Raw genomic sequence first — 19,771 nt, 5'->3', positions numbered from 1 at the left:
CCCGGCGAGGACGAGCGGGCCGTCCCGCCCGATCCGCCTGCTGCCGTCCGCGCGGGCGGCTCCGGGAACCTCCTCCCGGCGGCGCGGCGGCGACCCGCTACCCTGGCAGCGTGTCAACTCCGGAGAATCCCTTCGGCCAGGTCCTGGTCGCCCTGGTCACCCCGTTCACCGCCGACGGCGAGGTCGACTGGCCCGGTGTCGAGAAGCACATCGACGACTGCATCGCAGCGGGCGCGGACGGCATCGTGGTCACCGGGACCACGGGCGAGACCAGCACCCTGACCGACCCGGAGAAGATCCGCCTCGTCGAGGTCGGCCGCTCGGTCGCCGGGGGCCGCGCGAAGATCATCACGGGAGGCGGCTCGAACGAGACCGCCCACGCCATGCAGCTCGCCCGTCAGAGCGAGAAGGCCGGCGCCGACGGCAACATGATCGTCACCCCGTACTACAACAAGCCCACGCAGGCGGGCGTGCTCACCCACTTCCGGATGATCGCGGATGCGACGGACCTGCCGGTGATCCTCTACGACATCCCCGGCCGCACCGGCGTGCCGATCCGCTACGAGACGATCCTGCGGGCGGCCAAGCACCCGAACATCCTGGCCGTGAAGGACGCGAAGGGCGATCTCTCCGAGGTCAGCCGCGTGCTCAACCAGACCGACCTGATGTACTTCTGCGGCGACGACGCGAACGTGCTCCCCGAGCTCGCCATCGGCGCCACGGGGCTCATCGGCGTCACCGCGAACATCGCCGCCGCGCCGTACCGCACGATCGTCGACGCCGTGAACGCGGGCGACCTCCACGCGGCCACCCGCGCGCACCAGCAGCTCGAGCCGCTCGTGCGCGCCGTGATGACGCACGTCCCCGGGACCGTCGCCGCGAAGTACATCCTGCACGGCCTCGGCCGCATCTCCTCGCCGCGCGTGCGGCTGCCCCTGGTCGGCCCGGAGGAGTCGGAGGCGGCGCTCATCGAGGACGAGCTCGGCCTGGTCCGCGACATCCCGGGCGTCGACTTCCGCAACTTCCGGCCCGACCGCAACGCCGCGGCCGGCGGCGCCCTCCCGAAGGTCGCCGGCACCACCCGCTGAGCCCGAGCGGCACGTCCCGAGAAAGCACCGCTGGAGAAGGAGGGCGCATGCCCGGTCCCGTGATCATCCCCGCCCCGCTCGCTCCGGGAACGCTCCGGATCATCCCCCTCGGCGGCCTCGGCGAGATCGGCCGCAACATGACCGTCTTCGAGATCGACGGCAGTCTCCTGGTCGTCGACTGCGGCGTGCTCTTCCCGGAGGGGGACCAGCCGGGCGTCGACCTGATCCTCCCGGACTTCACGCCCATCCGGGACAGGCTCGACGACATCGTCGGAGTGGTCCTCACCCACGGCCACGAGGACCACATCGGCGCCGTCCCCTACCTGCTCCGCCTGAAGCGCGACATCCCGCTGATCGGCTCCACCCTCACGCTCGCCCTCGTCGAGGCGAAGCTCAAGGAGCACCGGATCACGCCGTACACGCTCACGGTGAAGGAGGGCGACGTCGAGAACCTCGGGCCCTTCGAGCTCGAGTTCGTCGCCGTGAACCACTCGATCCCGGACGCGCTGGCCGTGTCGATCGTCACCGACGCGGGCTCGGTGCTGCACACCGGCGACTTCAAGATGGACCAGCTGCCGCTCGACGGCCGGATCACCGACCTGCGCGCCTTCGCCCGCCTCGGCGAGGAGGGCGTCGACCTGTTCATGGTCGACTCCACCAACGCCGACGTCCCCGGCTTCACGCCGAGCGAGCGCGACATCGGCCCGGTCATCGAGAGCGTCATGGCCAGGGCGACCCGCCGCGTCATCGTCGCGAGCTTCTCCAGCCACGTGCACCGGGTGCAGCAGGTGCTCGACGCGGCCCACGCCACGGGCCGCCGCGTGGCGCTGCTCGGCCGCTCCATGGTCCGCAACATGCGCATCGCCGCGGATCTCGGCTACCTGCACGTCCCTCCGGGAGTCCTGGTCGACATGAAGAAGTCGGGCGACGTCCCCGAGGACAGGATCGTCTACATGTCCACCGGGTCGCAGGGCGAGCCGATGGCCGTCCTCAGCCGGATGGCCAACCTCGATCACCAGATCGAGCCGGGGGAGGGCGACACCGTGATCCTCGCCTCCAGCCTCATCCCCGGCAACGAGAACGCGGTGTACCGGGTCATCAACGGGCTCACGCGGCTCGGAGCGACCGTCGTGCACAAGGGCAACGCGAAGGTGCACGTGTCCGGGCACGCCGCGGCCGGCGAGCTCCTCTACTGCTACAACATCCTCAAGCCGCTGAACGTGATGCCGGTGCACGGCGAGTACCGGCACCTGGTCGCGAACGCGCAGCTCGCGCGCGAGACCGGGATCGCGGAGGAGAACACGATCATCGCCGAGGACGGCACCGTGATCGACCTGCTCGACGGCAGGGCGACCGTCGTCGGACGGCTCGACCTGGGGTTCGTCTACGTCGACGGATCGTCGGTGGGCGAGATCACCGACGCCGACCTCAAGGATCGGCGGATCCTCGGCGAGGAGGGCTTCATCTCGATCATCGTGGTGGTGGAGGCGGGCACGGGGCGGATCGTCGTCGGCCCCGAGATCCACGCGAAGGGCTTCGCGGAGGACGACAGCGTCTTCGACGAGGTCAAGCCGCGGATCGCGGCCGCGCTCGAGGAGGCGGTGCGGAACGGGGCGAGCGATCAGCACGCGCTCTCGCAGGCCGTGCGTCGCGTCGTCGGCCGCTGGGTCAACACCTCCTACCGCCGCCGGCCCATGATCGTGCCGCTCGTCATCGAGGCCTGAGCCTCCCGGCCGGCGGCCGATCGGCGCCGGCCGTCGCGGCGCGGGTCACCGGCCCTGACGGGGGCGGCGGGTACGGTGGCCTCATGGCGACCAGTACCAAGACGACCTCGCGCGGGCGCGGCAGCGCGACTCCGCGCTCCGGCGCGCCGCGATCCGGCCGGGGCTCGGGCAAGGCGGCCGCCGAGACGAAGACGGTGGCCTTCGAGTCCGCCCCGCGCACCAACCCCGCGGTGCGGCTCTGGATGGCGCTGGCCCACCTCGCGGGCGGCGCCGCGCGCGCCCTCGGTCCCGAGCGGCTGGCGAAGGAGGAGCGCCGCGACGGCGTCCCCTTCCTGCTGCTGCTGCTGGCCGTCGCGGGCGCGGTCGTCGAGTGGTTCCTCGCGACCGACCCGGTCGCCCTGGTGCTCGACGCGTGGAGCTTCGGCGGCTTCTTCGGCCGTGTCGCCTACGTGCTGCCGGTCGTCCTGCTCCTCTTCTCCCTCTGGCTCTTCCGGCACCCCCGGTCCGTCGACGACAACGGACGGATCGGCGTGGGCGTCATCACGCTGCTCGTCGCCTCCGCCGGCATCTGCCACGCGCACCTCGGCCTGCCGCAGCCCGGCCAGGGCATCGAGACCATGGCGGCAGCGGGAGGCGTCCTCGGCTGGCTGGTAGGCGCTCCGCTCGCGGCGATCGCCACCGTCCCCGGCGCGACCGTGCTGCTGTCGCTCGTGATCCTGCTGTCGCTGTTCATCATCACCAAGACCCCGCCGAACCGCATCGGCGCGCGCTCGCGGGAGCTCTACGGCTACCTCTTCGGTGCCCCCGTGCTCGACGACGAGGAGCGCGCCCGCCTCAAGGCCGAGCGGGCCGCCGCCAAGGCCGCGGCGAAGGCGGAGGCCGAGCAGGAGGAGGACGCGCAGCAGGACGGCGGAGAGCTGCCCTGGTGGCGGCGCACCGAGTCCGGGCGCGAGGACGAGCCGACCGTGCAGACCGAGCTCCCGATCGACTCCTTCACCGAGGTGCTCGAGGGCACCGCTCCCGCCCGCGGCCGCGCGAAGGGCTTCGACACCGCGCTCGAGGAGCGCGACGACGAGGCCCACCCGCCGACCCGCTCCTACGCCACCGAGGTGCTGGCCGAGGCCGAGACCGCCGAGGCCGCGCTCGCCCGCTTCGAGCAGACGGGCGCTCCCCGCGGCGCGACCGGTGTGGTCGACGACGACGCGACCGAGGTCATCCGGCTCGACCGCCTCGACGTGGCGCCCGCCGTCCCGATCCCGCCCGTCATCGAGACCGGCCCGATCGCGCCCCTCGCCGAGGAGGACCCGACCGCCGGCTTCGACTCCTCGTTCGAGGACGACGCGCCGTACCGCCTCCCCTCGGCGGCCGCCCTCTCGACGGGCACGCCCTCCAAGGCGCGCTCGGCGGCCAACGACGAGATGGTCCGCGCCATCACCGAGGTGCTGCAGCAGTTCAACGTGGACGCGACGGTCACCGGCTTCTCCCGCGGCCCGACCGTCACCCGCTACGAGATCGAGCTCGGCCCCGGCGTCAAGGTCGAGCGCGTCACCGCGCTCAGCAAGAACCTCTCCTACGCCGTCGCCAGCAACGAGGTCCGGATCCTCTCCCCGATCCCGGGCAAGAGCGCGATCGGCGTCGAGATCCCCAACACGGACCGCGAGATCGTCTCGCTGGGCGACGTCCTCCGCTCGCCGGCCTCGACGACGTCCACGCACCCGATGACCATCGGCGTCGGCAAGGACGTCGAGGGCGGCTACGTCGTGGCGAACCTCGCCAAGATGCCGCATCTCCTGGTCGCCGGCTCCACCGGCTCCGGCAAGTCCAGCTTCGTCAACTCGATGATCACGAGCCTGCTGATGCGCGCGCGCCCGCAGGACGTGCGCATGGTCCTGATCGACCCCAAGCGCGTGGAGCTCACCATCTACGGCGGAGTGCCGCACCTGATCACTCCGATCATCACGAATCCCAAGAAGGCCGCCGAGGCGCTGCAGTGGGTCGTGAAGGAGATGGACATGCGCTACGACGACCTGGCGTCGTTCGGGTTCCGTCACATCGACGACTTCAACGCGGCCGTCCGCGCGGACGAGATCAAGCTCCCGGCGGGCAGCAGCCGCGTCCTCAAGCCGTACCCGTACCTCCTCGTGGTGGTCGACGAGCTCGCCGACCTGATGATGGTCGCCCCGCGCGACGTCGAGGACTCGATCGTGCGCATCACCCAGCTCGCGCGCGCCTCGGGCATCCACCTCGTGCTGGCCACGCAGCGGCCGAGCGTCGACGTGGTGACCGGCCTCATCAAGGCCAACGTGCCCAGCCGCCTCGCCTTCGCGGTGACCAGCGTGACCGACTCGCGGGTCATCCTCGACCAGCCGGGAGCCGACAAGCTCATCGGGCAGGGCGACGGCCTCTTCCTCCCCATGGGCACCAACAAGCCGATGCGCGTCCAGGGCGCCTGGGTCCGCGAGGACGAGATCGCGAAGGTCGTCGAGCACGTCACCCGTCAGGCGCAGCCCGAGTACCGCCAGGACATCACCGTGCAGGCGCAGCGCAAGGAGATCGACTCCGACATCGGGGACGACCTCGAGCTGCTGGTCGCGGCGGCCGAGCTCGTCGTCAGCACGCAGTTCGGCTCGACCTCGATGCTGCAGCGCAAGCTCCGCGTCGGCTTCGCCAAGGCCGGGCGGCTGATGGACCTGCTCGAGTCGCGCGAGGTCGTCGGCCCCTCCGAGGGGTCGAAGGCCCGCGACGTGCTGGTCACCGCCGAGCAGCTGCCGGGCGTCCTCGCGCGGATGCGCGGCGAGGACCCGGGCGAGGGGCCGGCCGCGCCGTCCTCGGTCGCCCCGGACCCGTACGCGGATCCGCTGGCCGAGCCGACGGGGCCCGCCGCCACCGACTACCACGACGACGACGAGGGGTCCGGCGAGGACGCCTGGACGCTGACGGGACGCGAGTGACCGTCCCGGTCGCCCGCACTGCGAGGAACGGCGGAGCACGATGACCCACCCCACCGCACCGGCTCCGGCCGCGTCGGGCAACTGGAACCTGCCGAACGCGATCACGGTCGTCCGGATCCTGCTGGCGCCCGTCTTCTTCTGGCTCCTGCTGGCCGACGGGGGGCAGGACGGCGGGATCCGGATCGCCGCGGCGCTCCTCTTCATCGTCGCGATCGCCACGGACGGCATCGACGGGCACATCGCCCGGAGCCGGGGCCTCGTGACCGATCTCGGCAAGCTCCTGGATCCGATCGCCGACAAGGTGCTGACCGGCGCGGCGCTCGTCGGGCTCTCGATCCTCGCGGAGCTGCCGTGGTGGGTGACGATCGTCATCCTGGTGCGCGAGATCGGCATCACCGTCTTCCGGATGGCCGTGCTCTCGGACCGGGTGATCCCCGCGTCGCGGGGCGGCAAGCTCAAGACGATCGTGCAGTCGATCGCGATCTCCCTCGCTCTGCTGCCGCTCTGGGCCGTCCTCGGCGAGTGGGTCCACTGGCTGAACGGCATCACGATGACGGCCGCGGTGGTGCTCACGGTCGCCACCGGGATCGACTACCTCGCCGACGCCGCCCGCCAGAGCCGGGCCGCCCGGTCGACGCGGTGACGGCCGCGCAGCTGATCGCCGAGCTCCGGCGGCGGGGTGTCGACCTCGCCGTCGCGGAGTCGCTCACCGGCGGCGCGCTCAGCTCCGCCCTCGTGGAGGTGCCCGGCGCCTCCGCCGTGTACCGCGGGGGAGTGGTGAGCTATGCCACCGACCTCAAGGACCGGCTCCTCGGGGTCGACGCGCGCGTCCTCGGCGAGCGGGGTCCCGTCGATCCCGGAGTCGCCGTGCAGATGGCGCGCGGAGCGTCCTCGCGGCTCGCAGCCGACGGGCGTCCGACGCTCGGCCTGGCGACGACGGGGGTCGCCGGTCCGGATCCGCAGGGGGATGCGGCCGTCGGCACCGTCTTCGTGGCGGCCGTCCTCGGCGAGGACGAGCTCGTCCGTGAGCACCGGTTCGACGGAGACCGCGCCGCGATCCGCGCCGCCTCGGTCGACGCGGCTCTCGCCCTCGGCGCGGAGCTGATCTCCCGCGGCCCATGAGGCGGATACCCAGCCGGGGCCCTTCGGGAATCGGAATGCGCCGCATTGCGGCCCGGTTACAACTGGTGTCGCTCACACGCAAAGTCCAGTCATCCGGTATTAGAGTCGACACCATACGAACCGGGTAGTGAACAGCTATCCGGTTCTCTCGTCCCAGCCCCCCGATCACCCGCTCCGGAATCTCCGGCGCTCGTGCTCGCGGTGCAGGTGCACGACATGCGGTTGACGTGGAGAAGGAGGGTCCAGTGGTTCTAGTTCGTCAGGAGATCGGCGATGTCCTCAGGGACTTTCGCCTGCAGAAAGGTCGTACGCTCCGTCAGGTGGCGAGCAAGGCGAGCGTTGCGCTCGGCTACCTGAGCGAGGTCGAACGCGGTCAGAAGGAGGCCTCCTCGGAGATCCTCGCCTCTGTCGCCGACGCCCTCGACACCCCCATCTCGGTGATCATGCGCGAGGTCGGCGATCGTCTCGCCGTCATCGAGGGCATCGACACCATCCCCGACACCATCCCGGCCGACATGGTCGCCGGCTTCGACGCGGACCTCGTCACGCAGTAGTCGGATCCCGTCCCCTCCACTCACCGCACCCGTTCCACGCGAAGGGCGCCCAGGCTCCGGCCGGGCGCCCTTCGGCGTTCCCGGGGGAGTGCGGCCTCCGGGCAGCGGCTACCGTGGACGCATGCGCTTGAGCGAGTTCCGGCAGCTGGTGGACGACGAGTTCGGCGGCGCCTACGCCCGTGTCCTGGTCTCGGACCTCGTGCTGACCGAGCTCGGGGGCCGCACCGCCGAGCGCGCCCTCGCGGACGGAGCGGAGCCGCGCGAGGTCTGGCTCGCGCTCTGCCGCGCCAACGACGTCCCGGAGGCCCGGTGGCACGGCGTGGATCCGCGGAAGCGCCACCGTTGACGCTCCCGGCGCCGAAGCCGTGTTCGACACGCCGACGGCTGGTGCTCGAATCCGTGTTCGAACGGGTCTAGGCTCCTCCACAGAAGCAGGAACGGCCCCGTCTCCACGGAGTCGCTCTCGCTCGGCCCCGATGTCGGTGGTCGGGCGTACCGTCGGAGACACCTGAACGGACCTGCTTCACCGCCTTGTCGCAGCCGGCCGGCACTGTCACTCCGACAGTCACCGGCATGTCGCGACAGCCTGTAGGCGACACCACCACGAACACGAGAGCGAGACGGCCATGCCCAGTTCCTCCGACCGCGAGAAGTCCCTCGAGACCGCACTCGCCCAGATCGACCGCCAGTTCGGCAAAGGCGCCGTCATGCGCCTCGGAAGCGACGACCGCGCTCCCGTCGAGGTGATCCAGACCGGTTCGATCGCGCTCGACGTCGCGCTCGGGATCGGCGGGCTCCCCCGCGGCCGCATCGTCGAGATCTACGGCCCCGAGTCCTCCGGAAAGACCACCCTCACGCTGCACGCGATCGCGAACGCGCAGCGCAACGGCGGCATCGCCGCCTTCATCGACGCGGAGCACGCGCTCGACCCCGAGTACGCCAAGAAGCTCGGCGTCGACATCGACTCCCTCCTCGTGTCGCAGCCCGACACCGGAGAGCAGGCGCTCGAGATCGCCGACATGCTCGTGCGCTCGGGCTCGATCGACCTCATCGTGATCGACTCCGTCGCGGCCCTCGTGCCGCGTGCCGAGATCGAGGGCGAGATGGGCGACTCCCACGTCGGCCTGCAGGCCCGCCTCATGTCCCAGGCGCTGCGCAAGCTGACCGGCGGACTGAACACCACGAACACCACGATGATCTTCATCAACCAGCTGCGCGAGAAGATCGGCGTCTTCTTCGGAAGCCCCGAGACCACGGCGGGCGGCAAGGCGCTCAAGTTCTACGCGTCGGTCCGCCTCGACATCCGCCGCATCGAGACGCTGAAGGACGGCACCGACGCGGTCGGCAACCGCACCCGCGTCAAGGTCGTGAAGAACAAGATGGCGCCGCCCTTCAAGCAGGCCGAGTTCGACATCCTCTACGGCGTCGGCATCTCCCGCGAGGGCAGCCTGATCGACTTCGGCGTCGAGCACGAGATCGTCCGCAAGTCGGGCGCCTGGTACACCTACGACGGCGACCAGCTCGGCCAGGGCAAGGAGAAGGCGCGCCAGTTCCTCATCGACAACCCCGATGTGGCCGCCGAGATCGAGAAGCGCATCCTGGTCAAGCTCGGCGTGATCGTCGACCCGAACGCGGCCGTCGAGGCCGCGCCGGTCGCGATCGAGACCAAGCAGCCCGTGCGCAAGGGCGCCTAGCCCGTGGCGGAGAAGGCCGCGGAGGGGGCGAAGGGCCGCCCCGTGGCCTTCCTGCCCTGGGTCGACCGGGGTGCGGCGGGCGACGACGGCTGGGCTCCGGCGGCGCCGGACGCCGACGGGGCCGGGTCGCTTCCGGATCCGTCCGGAGCCGGAACGCCGCGTACCAGTGCTCCCGGGGCGGCCGCAGGCGAGTTGGAAGGCTCCGCCGTCGGGGGCGCCGCGTCTCCGGCCTCCGAGCGGATCGCCGAGCTCTCGGCTCATGTCGCCCGGCGCGCGCCGGCGTTCGTCGAGAACGCGGACGACGAGGACGACGACGACGCGATCGAGATCCCGGAGGAGATCGATCCCGAGCAGGTCGCGGATCGGATCGTACGGGGGCTCTCCCGCAAGAGCCTCTCGGTCGCCGAGGTCGAGGCGCGCCTCTACACGGAGGGCGTCGCCGAGAGGGACGCCCTCGAGATCCTCGAGCGCTTCACGCGCTTCGGCTACCTCGACGACCTCCGCATGGCGGAGCAGCTGGTCGTCTCGCTCCGTGACCGCAAGAAGCTCGGCCGCTCCTCCATCCAGCAGGAGCTGCGCGCGCGGAAGATCGACCCCGAGGCGATCGCGTCAGCGCTCGACGAGCTGGACGGCGACGACGAGTACCGCACGGCACTCGAGCTCGCGCGCAAGCGCCTGCCGAGCCTGCGCTCGCTCTCCGACGAGGTCGCCGAGCGCCGGCTCACGGGATTCCTCGCGCGCCGCGGCTACGCCGGCGGACTCGTGCAGCGCGTCGTCCGCGAGACGATCCGCAAGCCGGGGTCGAGCGTCCGCTTCCGCTGACACGGCGGGCCGGGAGCGGTCCGACCGGAGCGTAGAATCCCACACCATGAGCACGCTCGGTACCGCCCCGTCGCCCGTCGCCGAGACCCGGCCGAGGACCTACGAGGTCCGTACGTTCGGGTGCCAGATGAACGTGCACGACTCCGAGCGGCTGAGCGGTTCGCTCGAGGCGGCGGGCTACGTGTCCGCCGATGGAGCCGAGGCCGACGTCGTCGTCATCAACACCTGCGCGGTGCGCGAGAACGCCGACAACAAGCTCTACGGCAACCTCGGCCACCTCGCGTCGGTGAAGCGCCGACACGAGGGGATGCAGATCGCGGTCGGCGGCTGTCTCGCGCAGAAGGACAAGAACGTCATCCTCGACCGTGCCCCGTGGGTCGACGTGGTCTTCGGCACGCACAACATGGGCGCCCTCCCTAGCCTGCTCGAGCGCGCCCGCCACAACGACGAGGCGCAGCTCGAGATCCTCGAGTCGCTCGATGTCTTCCCCTCCACGCTCCCCACGAAGCGCGACTCGACCTACAGCGGCTGGGTCTCGATCTCGGTCGGCTGCAACAACACCTGCACCTTCTGCATCGTCCCCTCGCTCCGCGGCAAGGAGAAGGACCGGCGTCCCGGCGACGTGCTCGCCGAGATCCAGGCGCTCGTGGACGACGGCGCGATCGAGGTCACCCTTCTCGGCCAGAACGTGAACTCCTACGGCGTCGAGTTCGGCGATCGCCAGGCGTTCTCGAAGCTGCTCCGCGCGGCGGGCACCATCGACGGGCTCGAGCGGATCCGCTTCACGAGCCCCCATCCCGCGGCCTTCACCGACGACGTGATCGACGCCATGGCCGAGACGCCGGCGGTGATGCCGCAGCTGCACATGCCGCTCCAGTCCGGCTCCGACCGCGTCCTCAAAGCGATGCGCCGCTCCTACCGCTCCGAGAAGTTCCTCGGGATCCTCGACCGGGTGCGCGATCGCATCCCGCACGCGGCGATCAGCACCGACATCATCGTGGGCTTCCCCGGCGAGACGGAGGCCGACTTCCAGGAGACCCTGCGGGTGGTCGAGGCGGCCCGCTTCGCCTCCGCCTTCACCTTCCAGTACTCCATCCGGCCCGGCACCCCGGCCGCGACGCTGCCCGACCAGATCCCCAAGGCGGTCGTCCAGGAGCGCTACGAGCGGCTCGTCGCCCTGCAGGACGCGATCAGCGAGCAGGAGAACCGCACGGTCGTCGGCCGAGAGGTCGAGGTCCTCGTCGCGACCGGCGAGGGCCGCCGCGACACGGAGACGCACCGGCTGAGCGGACGCGCCGAGGACAGCCGTCTGGTGCACTTCGACGTGCCCGAGGGCTCCGAGCAGCCGCGTCCCGGAGACGTGGTCTCGGTCTGGGTCACCCGTGCCGCGCCCTTCTACCTCCTGGCGGACTCGCCCGACGGCGCGCCGCTCCGCATCCGCCGCACCCGCGCGGGCGACGCCTGGGACCGGGCGCAGACCGAGTCCTGCGGAGTTCCGGCCGCCCCGGGCGCGAGCGGGGCGCCCCGGGTCTCGCTGGGCCTGCCGTCACTGCGCGTGCGCGACGCCGGCACGCTGACGACGCCGATCTACGACGCCCTCGATGGCGAGCGCTGAGACCGGAGCCCCCGATACCGCGCCGGAGCTGATCGCGGTCGTCGGCGCGACCGGCACGGGCAAGTCCGACCTCTCGCTCGATCTCGCCGAGGCGATCCGGCAGGACGGCGGCGCCGCTGAGATCGTGAACGCCGACGCGATGCAGCTCTACCGCGGGATGGACATCGGCACCGCGAAGCTGCCCGCCGACGAGCGGCGGGGCGTCCCGCACCAGCTGCTCGACGTCCTCGACGTGACGGAGGAGGCGTCGGTCGCCCGCTACCAGAGCGAGGCGCGGCGCGTGATCGAGAGCGTGCTGGCGCGCGGGGCGACGCCGATCCTGGTCGGAGGCTCCGGCCTGTACGTCTCCAGCGTCGTCTTCGAGTTCTCGTTCGCGGGCACCGACCCGGCCGTCCGGCGCCGGCTCGAGGAGACCGCCGAGCGGGAGGGCCTGGGCGCCCTCGTCGAGCGGCTGCGCCGGATCGACGCCGGAGTGGCCGAGCGGATCGGTCCGCACAACGCCCGGCGCATCGTCCGCGCGCTCGAGATCGCGGAGCTCACCGGCGGGAGTACGCACAGCGCGCTGATGTCCGACGCGCCGGTTCCGTGGCGCCCCGCCTCGATCCTGTTCCTCGAGGCTCCGCGGGAGGAGCTGGTGCAGCGCCTCGACCGGCGGGTGGAGCGGATGTGGGCGGCCGGGATGCTCGACGAGGTCGAGCGGCTCGTCCCCCTCGGCCTGGAGCGCGGCGTCACCGCCGGGCGGGCCATCGGGTACGCCCAGGCGCTCGCCCAGCGTGCCGGCGTCCTCCGCGAGGAGGAGGCGATCGCGGCGACGCAGGCGCTCACGCGCCGCTATGCACGCCGGCAGAACAGCTGGTTCCGGCGCTACGCCGGCGCCCACCGGCTCCCGTACGACGCGCCGGACCTGGTGTCGCGGGCGCACGCCGCCGCCCAGGCCGCCGCTCCGGCTCCTCGCTAGGCTGTGCGCCATGACGATCGAGCTGCACTTCACCAAGGGCCAGGGCACCGGCAACGACTTCGTGCTCTTCAGCGACCCGGACGGTGAGGTCGACCTCTCGCCCGCGCAGATCGCGATGATCTGCGACCGCCACTTCGGCGTCGGCGCCGACGGCGTCATCCGTGCCGTCCGCTCGCGCGCGATCCCGGAGGGCGCCGCGGCCCTGGCCGAGGAGAGCGAGGCGGAGTGGTTCATGGACTACCGCAACGCCGACGGCTCGATCGCCGAGATGTGCGGCAACGGCATCCGCGTCTACGCCGCGTTCCTGCTCGCTGGCGGCCTCGCGACGCTCGAGCCCGGCGACACCCTGCCGATCGGCACCCGCGCCGGCGTCCGCGACGTCACCCGCAGCGGTGCCGGGTTCCAGGTCGACCTCGGCCGCTGGGAACTGGCGGGCGGCGAGCCCCTGGTGCGGGCGAAGGAGCTCAAGGTCGCGCGCCCCGGTCTCGGGATCGACCTCGGCAATCCGCACGTGGTCGTCGCCCTCAGCAACGACGAGGAGCTCGACTCCGCCGACCTCTCCTACATCCCGCAGCTCGACCCGGAGCCCGAGGACGGCGCGAACGTCGAGTTCGTGGTTCCCGGCGAGCCCCTGGTCCACGACGGGATCGGGCGGATCCGGATGCGCGTGCACGAGCGCGGCAGCGGCGAGACCCTGAGCTGCGGCACGGGTGCCGCGGCGGCGGCACTGGCGGTGCGCTACTGGGCGGGAGCCCGCGCTCCGCAGGCCTGGCGCGTGGAGGTCCCGGGCGGCACGCTCGGCGTGACGATGTTCGCGGCGGAGGAGGGCGAGCACGTCGGGCTCTCCGGCCCGGCCGACCTCGTCTTCACCGGGACGATCCGGATCGACTGAGGACCCGGTCAGGCCAGGCGGGTCGTCCGGAGCACGCGGAAGCCCTTCGCCGAGGAGACGCGCTCCACGTCGAGCCGCCCGGCGAACGCGGCGCCGAGCCAGGTCTGGAGCGAGTCGGAGCCGAGGTTGCGCTGCACGACGAGCCAGGCGTCCGCGCCCTCCTCGAGCCGCGGCAGCCAGCGCTCGAGCAGGAGGTGCAGCTCCTCCTTGCCGATGCGGATCGGCGGGTTCGACCACACCGTGCGGAAGCGGACGTCGTCGGGAACATCCTCGGGCAGCACGGCGTTGACATTGAGGACGCCGAGTTCCTCGCAGTTGCGACGGACCAGCTCGAGCGCCCGCTGGTTGACGTCGACCGCCCACACCCGGGCGTCGGGGGAGGCGAGGGCGAGCGCGAGGGCGATCGGGCCCCAGCCGCAGCCGAGGTCCAGCAGGTCCCCGTCAGCGGGGGCGTCGGGCACCGCGTCCAGCAGGACGCGCGTGCCGAGATCGACGTGACCGGGGCTGAACACCCCTCCTGCCGTCGTGACCTCGAGGTCGCGGCCGGCCAGGCGGGCCTGGATCCTGCGGGGCCGGAGGTCGCCGTCGGGAGTACTCGAGAAGTAGTGCTCGGCGGCCATGAGAAGTGAACCTATCAAGACCTGAGGAGTTAGTGTTATCCGGATGACGGAAGACCTGAACGAGACCGACACGACCGAGGCCGTGGACGTCGTCTCGAGGGTCCTGGCGAACGCGCAGTCGCGTTCGGCGGGGTACTCGCGCTTCGTCGCGGGTGGAGCCCAGGCGCTGCAGAGCGCCGGCCACGAGGGCGAGAACAGCGACGGCGAGCAGTTCGACCGCGACGATCGGCAGGCGCTGCGACGCGTCGCCGGCCTCTCGACCGAGCTCGAGGACGTCACGGAGGTCGAGTACCGCCAGCTGCGCCTGGAGAACGTCGTGCTCATCGGCGTGTACTCGCAGAACTCGCTGGAGGACGCGGAGAACTCGTTGCACGAGCTCGCCGCGCTCGCGGAGACGGCGGGAGCGACGGTCCTCGACGGCCTGCTCCAGCGCCGCCCGCACCCCGATCCGAGCACCTACCTCGGCAAGGGCAAGGCTCAGGAGCTCGCGGGGCTCGTCGCGGCCCTCGGCGCGGACACGGTCGTCGCCGACACCGAGCTCGCACCGAGCCAGCGCCGCGCGCTGGAGGACGTGGTGAAGGTCAAGGTGATCGACCGCACCGCGGTGATCCTCGACATCTTCAGCCAGCACGCGAAGAGCCGCGAGGGCAAGGCGCAGGTCGAGCTCGCGCAGCTCGAGTACCTGCTCCCGCGACTGCGCGGCTGGGGCGAGTCGATGTCCCGCCAGGCCGGCGGTCAGGTGGGCGCGGGGGCCGGGATGGGTTCGCGCGGTCCGGGTGAGACGAAGATCGAGCTCGATCGTCGCCGCATCCACACCCGCATGGCGCGCCTGCGCAAGCAGATCACGGCGATGAAGCCCGCCCGCGAGGCCAAGCGCGCCAACCGCAAGCGCAACGCCGTCCCCTCGGTGGCGATCGCGGGGTACACGAACGCCGGCAAGTCGAGCCTGCTGAACCGGATGACGCACGCGGGCGTCCTCGTCGAGAACTCGCTCTTCGCGACCCTCGACGCCACCGTCCGCAAGGCCCAGACGAAGGACGGGCGCCTCTACACGCTCGCCGACACGGTCGGCTTCGTGCGAGCGCTTCCGCACCAGCTCGTCGAAGCCTTCCGGTCCACGCTCGAGGAGGTCGCGGACTCCGATGTGATCGTCCACGTCGTGGACGCCTCCCACCCCGATCCGGCCGGGCAGATCGCCACCGTGCGCGACGTGATCGGCGAGGTGGGCGCCCGCAGCATCCCCGAGATCATCGCCTTCAACAAGGTCGATCTGGTGGACGAGGGCACGCGGCTGGTGCTGCGCGGTCTCGCTCCCGACGCGGTCTTCGTGTCGGCGCGCAGCGGCGAGGGCATCGACGAGCTGGAGGCGCGGATCGCCGAGATCCTGCCCGAGCCGGACGTCGAGATCGACCTGCTCGTGCCGTACGACCGGGGCGACGTGATCTCGCACCTGCACCGCAGCGGCCGGATCCTGTCGACGCAGTACGTCGAGGGCGGCACCCACGTGGTCGCCCTCGTGCACGCCGATCTGGCGGGCTCGCTCACCGAGTTCGCGGTTCCGCGCGCGGCCGTCCAGGCCTGATCGCCACCACCCGAGCGCCCGTCTCCCCGTCCGGGAGGCGGGCGCTCGGCGCATCCGGGAGGGGATGCGGCGTCCCGCACCACCGACCGGCGGCGGCGGCCGGAGGGTTCGGCGACGGGGTGTCGGCGGCCCTCCTCCGCCTTCCCGTGACCGCGACGGAGGGGCGCGCGCCCCGATCGCCGGTGCCCGTCGAATGCAGGAGGGGCCCGGCCGGCTGCACGCCGGTCGGGCCCCTCCAGCATGCCCGGAGTCAGACCGAGCGGAGGACCGCCACGATCTTCCCGAGCACCTCTGCCTCGTCGCCGAGGATCGGCTCGAAGTTGGAGTTGCGGGGCAGCAGCCAGGTGTGGCCGTCGCGCTGGCGCAGCACCTTGACGGTGGCCTCGCCGTCGAGCATGGCCGCCACGATCTCGCCGTTCTCGGCGGTGCGCTGCGAGCGGACCACGACCCAGTCGCCGTCGCAGATCGCGGCGTCGATCATCGACTCGCCGACGACCTTGAGCATGAAGAGCTCGCCCTTGCCGACGAGCTGCCGGGGAAGCGGGAACACCTCGTCGATCTGCTGGTCGGCCATGATCGGCACGCCCGCCGCGATCCGGCCGACGAGGGGGACCATCGCCGCGTCGCCGACCGTCGCGGTCGACTCGAACGACCCGTCGTCCTCCGTCGAGCTGGGGACGTCGATGAGGATCTCGAGGGCGCGGGGCCGGTTCGGGTCGCGGCGCAGGTAGCCGCTGAGCTCGAGCTGGTTGAGCTGGTGGGTGACGCTCGACAGCGAGGCGAGGCCGACCGCGTCGCCGATCTCGCGCATGCTCGGCGGGTAGCCGCGGCTCGACACCGAGCGCTGGATCGCGTCGAGGATCGCGAGCTGCTTGGCGCTCAGGCTCTTCCGGCGCCGGCCTGCGGCCGCCTTCGTCTTGGCGGCCGGGGTCCCGGCCATCTGCGCGTCGCTCACGATGCTCCCTCTTCCCGGTGCGCACGCCGCGTGCGCGCCCGCCCGGTCGCGACCCGACAAGGAATGTCGGTGGTCGCTGCTGTACTACGACCAGGCTCTCGAAACTGTATCCGCCGGAACTCCCGACTCGGAACATTCGTTCGAGTGTGTCGCGCGCGAGTCCGCCCGCGGATCCGCCGGAACGGTCCCTTGACCGCTCCGTCGTTCGAAGATATGTTCGGTACAGGCGTTCGGGGCGGCCCTCCCGGCCGAGGGCCTCCCCGAATCCCTGTTGAAAGGAGCGATCCCATGACCGCACAGCTCACCTCCCGCCCGCTCCAGCGCTCGTCCGCGGCTCGGCCCGTCGAGGTCCTGCCGTCCGCTCCCGAGCCGATGAACGCGTTCGGCGAAGCGCGGATCGTCCGCACCCGGCTGCGCCTCACGCGCCGCGGCCGCGCCGTGGTGGCCGCTCTGGGGGCCCTGCCGATCGTGGCAGGCGCCTTCGCCTTCGGGCTCAACGGCGGTGGAGCGGTCGCATCGAGCGACGCCGCTGCGGTCGAGTTCCAGTACGTCACCGTCCACGCGGGCGAGTCGCTCTGGTCGCTCGCCGAGGAGCTCGCCCCGCAGGCGGACCCGCGCGACGTGGTCGACGACATCCTCTCCCTCAACCAGCTCTCGAGCGCGGGCGTCGAGCCCGGGCAGCGCCTCGCGGTTCCGGCCGAGTACGACACCGCTCGCTGAGCCGGGCTGCCCGGTCGTCCGCGACGTGCGCTTCGCTACCATTCCCTGGTGACGACTCTCGACGACCTGCCCCTCCGCGACGACCTCCGAGGCAAGCACCCGTACGGCGCACCCCAGGCGGTCGTGCCCGTCGCCCTCAACGTCAACGAGAACACCCACCCGGTCCCGGACGACGTGATCGCCGACATCGTCGGGCGGGTCTCGGAGGCGCTGCGCACCGTCAACCGGTACCCCGACCGCGAGTTCCGAGAGCTGCGAGACTCCCTCGCCGGCTACCTCAGTCACGGGCTCACCGCGGACGGCGTGTGGGCTGCGAACGGATCGAACGAGGTGCTCCAGCACGTCCTTCAGGCGTTCGGCGGCCCCGGGCGCTCGCTGCTGGGGTTCGCGCCCACCTATTCGATGTACTCGATCCTCGCGTCGGGGAGCGGAACGGAGTGGATCCCCGCTCCGCGCGAGGCGGAGTTCGAGATCGGAGCCGAGTACGCCGCGGAGCAGGTGCGCCGGGCCCGGCCCGACATCGTCTTTCTCTGCGCTCCGAACAACCCGACCGGGACGCCGCTCGACCTCGCCGTGATCGAGGCGGTCTACGACGCGACCGACGGCATCGTCGTCGTCGACGAGGCGTACGCCGAGTTCGCGGGCAGGGGCGCGCCCACCGCGCTGAGCCTCCTCCCCGGGCGACCGCGCCTGCTCGTGTCCCGCACCATGAGCAAGGCCTTCGCCTTCGCCGGCGTCCGCCTGGGCTACCTCGCCGCCGACCCCGCGGTGATCGACGCGCTCCGTCTCGTCCGCCTCCCGTACCATCTGTCGGCCCTCACCCAGGCCGCCGCGACCGCCGCCCTCGCTCACGCCGACGAGATGCTCTCCATGGTCGGCGAGATCATCGTGCAGCGCGACCGGATGATCGACGGCCTGCGCGCCCTCGGCTACCGCCCGTACGCGACCGGCAGCAACTTCGTCCTCTTCGGCGGCGTCGCGGATCCGGCCGCCGTGTTCGAGGGCCTGCTCGCCCGCGGTGTCCTCATCCGCGACGTCGGCATCCCGAACCACCTCCGCGTCAGCGCCGGCACCGAGGAGGAGACGACCGCGTTCCTCGAGGCGCTCGCCTCCCTCCCCGCCCCCTCAGCCGACCCCGCGGTGGCGCTCTCGCGCGAGTGAGCTCCGCCCGGGGGCGGTGACGCGGCGCGAATAGACTGGGAGGCATGACCTCCCCGAGCGCCGCACCCGGGCGCACCGCCTCCCTCAGCCGTGCCACCAGCGAGTCGAGCATCGAGCTCTCCCTCGACCTCGACGGCACGGGCGTCGCCGATCTGGAGACCGGCGTGCCCTTCTTCGACCATCTGCTGACGGCGTTCGCGAAGCACTCGCTCACGGATCTGCGCGTCCGGGCCCGCGGCGACATCGAGATCGACATCCACCACACCGCGGAGGACATCGGCATCGTCCTCGGCACGGCCATCCGTCAGGCGCTCGGCGACAAGGCCGGGATCTCCCGCTTCGGCGACGCGCTCGTCCCCCTCGACGAGGCGCTCGTGCAGGCCGTCGTCGACATCTCGGGGCGCCCCTACCTCGTGCACACCGGCGAGCCGGAGGGCTTCGCGCTGCACCTGATCGGCGGCCACTTCACCGGGTCGATGGTGCGCCACGTCTTCGAGGCGATCGCCTTCAACGCCGGCCTCACCGTGCACGTCACGGTGCTCGGCGGCAGGGACCCGCACCACATCGCCGAAGCGGAGTTCAAGGCGTTCGCCCGCGCCTTCCGTCAGGCCAAGACCCTCGATCCGCTCGTCTCCGGCGTGCCGTCGACGAAGGGCGCGCTGTGAGTGCGGCCCGCCCCTCCGTCGTGGTCTACGACTACGGCTCGGGGAACGTGCACTCCGCCGTCAAGGCGCTCGAGCTCGCCGGGGCCGATGTCGAGCTGACGGGGGACCGGCAGCGGGCGCTGGAGGCGGACGGCCTCCTCGTGCCCGGCGTCGGCGCCTTCGATGCCGTGATGTCGGCGCTGACCCGCGCCCGCGGCGGCGAGATCATCGAGAAGCGCCTCGCCGGCGGGCGCCCCGTCCTGGGCATCTGCGTCGGGATGCAGGTGCTCTTCGAGCGCGGCGTCGAGCGCGGGGTCGAGAGCGAGGGCCTGGGCGAGTGGCCGGGGACGGTCGACCTCCTCCCGGCCGAGGTCGTCCCGCACATGGGCTGGAACACCGTCTCCGCTCCCGAGGGCTCGGTGCTCTTCGACGGCATCGCCGAGGAGCGCTTCTACTTCGTGCACTCCTACGGCGCGCGCGAGTGGTCGCTCGACGTGATGCCCCCGTTCCCGCGTCCCGCGGTCACCTGGGCCGATCACGGAGGCCCCTTCATCGCCGCGGTCGAGAACGGGCCGCTCTCGGCCACTCAGTTCCACCCCGAGAAGTCGGGGGCCGCCGGGCTCCGGCTGCTGGCCAATTGGCTGGGCACCCTCCGCACGAACTAGGATC

The 19,771-nt window shown here is 71.8% G+C and carries 19 protein-coding genes; 17 read left to right on the top strand and 2 right to left on the bottom strand.

The genetic code is table 11. The features are described from left to right. Nucleotides 1-110 precede the first annotated feature (110 nt). From dapA to dapF, 12 genes are all read left to right on the top strand, one after another. Nucleotides 111-1,088 (top strand): 4-hydroxy-tetrahydrodipicolinate synthase, encoded by a 978-nt coding sequence (dapA, locus tag C5C27_RS02330; protein ID WP_104224469.1) that lies wholly within the window; start codon nt 111-113, stop codon nt 1,086-1,088. A 47-nt stretch (nt 1,089-1,135) separates the two neighbouring features. After that, nucleotides 1,136-2,812: a ribonuclease J gene (locus C5C27_RS02325; RefSeq protein WP_104313492.1), complete on the top strand. Its 1,677-nt coding sequence runs from the start codon at nt 1,136-1,138 to the stop codon at nt 2,810-2,812. Nucleotides 2,813-2,895: 83 nt separating this feature from the next. Further along, on the top strand, nt 2,896-5,763 hold the full coding sequence (locus C5C27_RS02320; protein WP_104313490.1) for a DNA translocase FtsK: 2,868 nt from the start codon (nt 2,896-2,898) through the stop codon (nt 5,761-5,763). 40 nt (nt 5,764-5,803) lie between these two features. Then, complete coding sequence (gene pgsA / locus C5C27_RS02315; RefSeq protein WP_104226303.1) at nt 5,804-6,406, top strand: CDP-diacylglycerol--glycerol-3-phosphate 3-phosphatidyltransferase; 603 nt, start codon at nt 5,804-5,806, stop codon at nt 6,404-6,406. Further along, complete coding sequence (locus C5C27_RS02310) at nt 6,403-6,885, top strand: CinA family protein (protein ID WP_104313488.1); 483 nt, start codon at nt 6,403-6,405, stop codon at nt 6,883-6,885. Before pgsA ends, C5C27_RS02310 begins: the two co-directional genes overlap by 4 nt. A gap of 245 nt (nt 6,886-7,130) precedes the next feature. Further along, entirely contained in the window at nt 7,131-7,439 is a 309-nt protein-coding gene (locus C5C27_RS02305; protein WP_068207524.1) for a helix-turn-helix domain-containing protein, read from the top strand. Between the two features lie 121 nt (nt 7,440-7,560). Further along, nucleotides 7,561-7,785, top strand: coding sequence for a DUF3046 domain-containing protein (locus tag C5C27_RS02300; protein ID WP_104224474.1), 225 nt, complete (start codon nt 7,561-7,563; stop codon nt 7,783-7,785). 280 nt (nt 7,786-8,065) lie between these two features. Continuing rightward, nucleotides 8,066-9,133, top strand: coding sequence for a recombinase RecA (recA, locus tag C5C27_RS02295; RefSeq protein WP_104224475.1), 1,068 nt, complete (start codon nt 8,066-8,068; stop codon nt 9,131-9,133). A gap of 3 nt (nt 9,134-9,136) precedes the next feature. Next, on the top strand, nt 9,137-9,955 hold the full coding sequence (locus C5C27_RS02290; protein ID WP_104313486.1) for a regulatory protein RecX: 819 nt from the start codon (nt 9,137-9,139) through the stop codon (nt 9,953-9,955). A 46-nt stretch (nt 9,956-10,001) separates the two neighbouring features. Then, nucleotides 10,002-11,570 carry a tRNA (N6-isopentenyl adenosine(37)-C2)-methylthiotransferase MiaB gene (gene miaB / locus C5C27_RS02285; protein ID WP_104313484.1) on the top strand — a complete coding sequence of 523 codons (1,569 nt, stop codon included), beginning with the start codon at nt 10,002-10,004 and terminating at the stop codon, nt 11,568-11,570. Continuing rightward, nucleotides 11,557-12,528, top strand: a complete 972-nt coding sequence (gene miaA, locus C5C27_RS02280; RefSeq protein ID WP_104313482.1) for a tRNA (adenosine(37)-N6)-dimethylallyltransferase MiaA — start codon at nt 11,557-11,559, stop codon at nt 12,526-12,528. Before miaB ends, miaA begins: the two co-directional genes overlap by 14 nt. Nucleotides 12,529-12,538: 10 nt before the next feature. Then, nucleotides 12,539-13,420, top strand: coding sequence for a diaminopimelate epimerase (gene dapF, locus C5C27_RS02275; protein WP_104313480.1), 882 nt, complete (start codon nt 12,539-12,541; stop codon nt 13,418-13,420). Nucleotides 13,421-13,428: 8 nt separating this feature from the next. On the opposite strand, the gene C5C27_RS02270 is transcribed toward dapF, so the two are convergent. Continuing rightward, nucleotides 13,429-14,040, bottom strand: coding sequence for a class I SAM-dependent methyltransferase (locus C5C27_RS02270; RefSeq protein ID WP_104224480.1), 612 nt, complete (start codon nt 14,038-14,040; stop codon nt 13,429-13,431). Between the two features lie 43 nt (nt 14,041-14,083). On the opposite strand from C5C27_RS02270, the gene hflX reads away from it, so the two are divergent. Further along, nucleotides 14,084-15,622, top strand: a complete 1,539-nt coding sequence (gene hflX / locus C5C27_RS02265; RefSeq protein ID WP_104313478.1) for a GTPase HflX — start codon at nt 14,084-14,086, stop codon at nt 15,620-15,622. Nucleotides 15,623-15,872: 250 nt separating this feature from the next. Here hflX and lexA read toward each other — a convergent pair whose 3' ends face one another. Then, a complete protein-coding gene (gene lexA / locus C5C27_RS02260; protein ID WP_104313523.1) occupies nt 15,873-16,562 on the bottom strand; it encodes a transcriptional repressor LexA in 690 nt (229 codons plus the stop codon). A 303-nt stretch (nt 16,563-16,865) separates the two neighbouring features. Here lexA and C5C27_RS02255 point away from each other — a divergent pair, with 303 nt between their 5' ends. Genes C5C27_RS02255 through hisH form a run of 4 tightly spaced genes read left to right on the top strand, consistent with a single transcriptional unit; the run spans nt 16,866 to nt 19,767 of the window. Beyond that, nucleotides 16,866-17,297 (top strand): LysM peptidoglycan-binding domain-containing protein, encoded by a 432-nt coding sequence (locus tag C5C27_RS02255; RefSeq protein ID WP_308470901.1) that lies wholly within the window; start codon nt 16,866-16,868, stop codon nt 17,295-17,297. A 45-nt stretch (nt 17,298-17,342) separates the two neighbouring features. Next, on the top strand, nt 17,343-18,458 hold the full coding sequence (locus C5C27_RS02250; RefSeq protein ID WP_104313476.1) for a histidinol-phosphate transaminase: 1,116 nt from the start codon (nt 17,343-17,345) through the stop codon (nt 18,456-18,458). A 44-nt stretch (nt 18,459-18,502) separates the two neighbouring features. After that, nucleotides 18,503-19,123: an imidazoleglycerol-phosphate dehydratase HisB gene (hisB, locus tag C5C27_RS02245; RefSeq protein WP_104238636.1), complete on the top strand. Its 621-nt coding sequence runs from the start codon at nt 18,503-18,505 to the stop codon at nt 19,121-19,123. Further along, complete coding sequence (gene hisH / locus C5C27_RS02240; protein WP_104313474.1) at nt 19,120-19,767, top strand: imidazole glycerol phosphate synthase subunit HisH; 648 nt, start codon at nt 19,120-19,122, stop codon at nt 19,765-19,767. The genes hisB and hisH overlap by 4 nt, the downstream gene beginning before the upstream one ends. Nucleotides 19,768-19,771: the final 4 nt, after the last annotated feature.

The sequence above is a fragment of the Rathayibacter sp. AY2B7 genome (genome assembly GCF_002931635.1).
Lineage (GTDB): Bacteria > Actinomycetota > Actinomycetes > Actinomycetales > Microbacteriaceae > Rathayibacter.
Note: the sequence above shows the minus strand (reverse complement) of the source record. Positions and strands in the feature narration are given on the sequence as shown.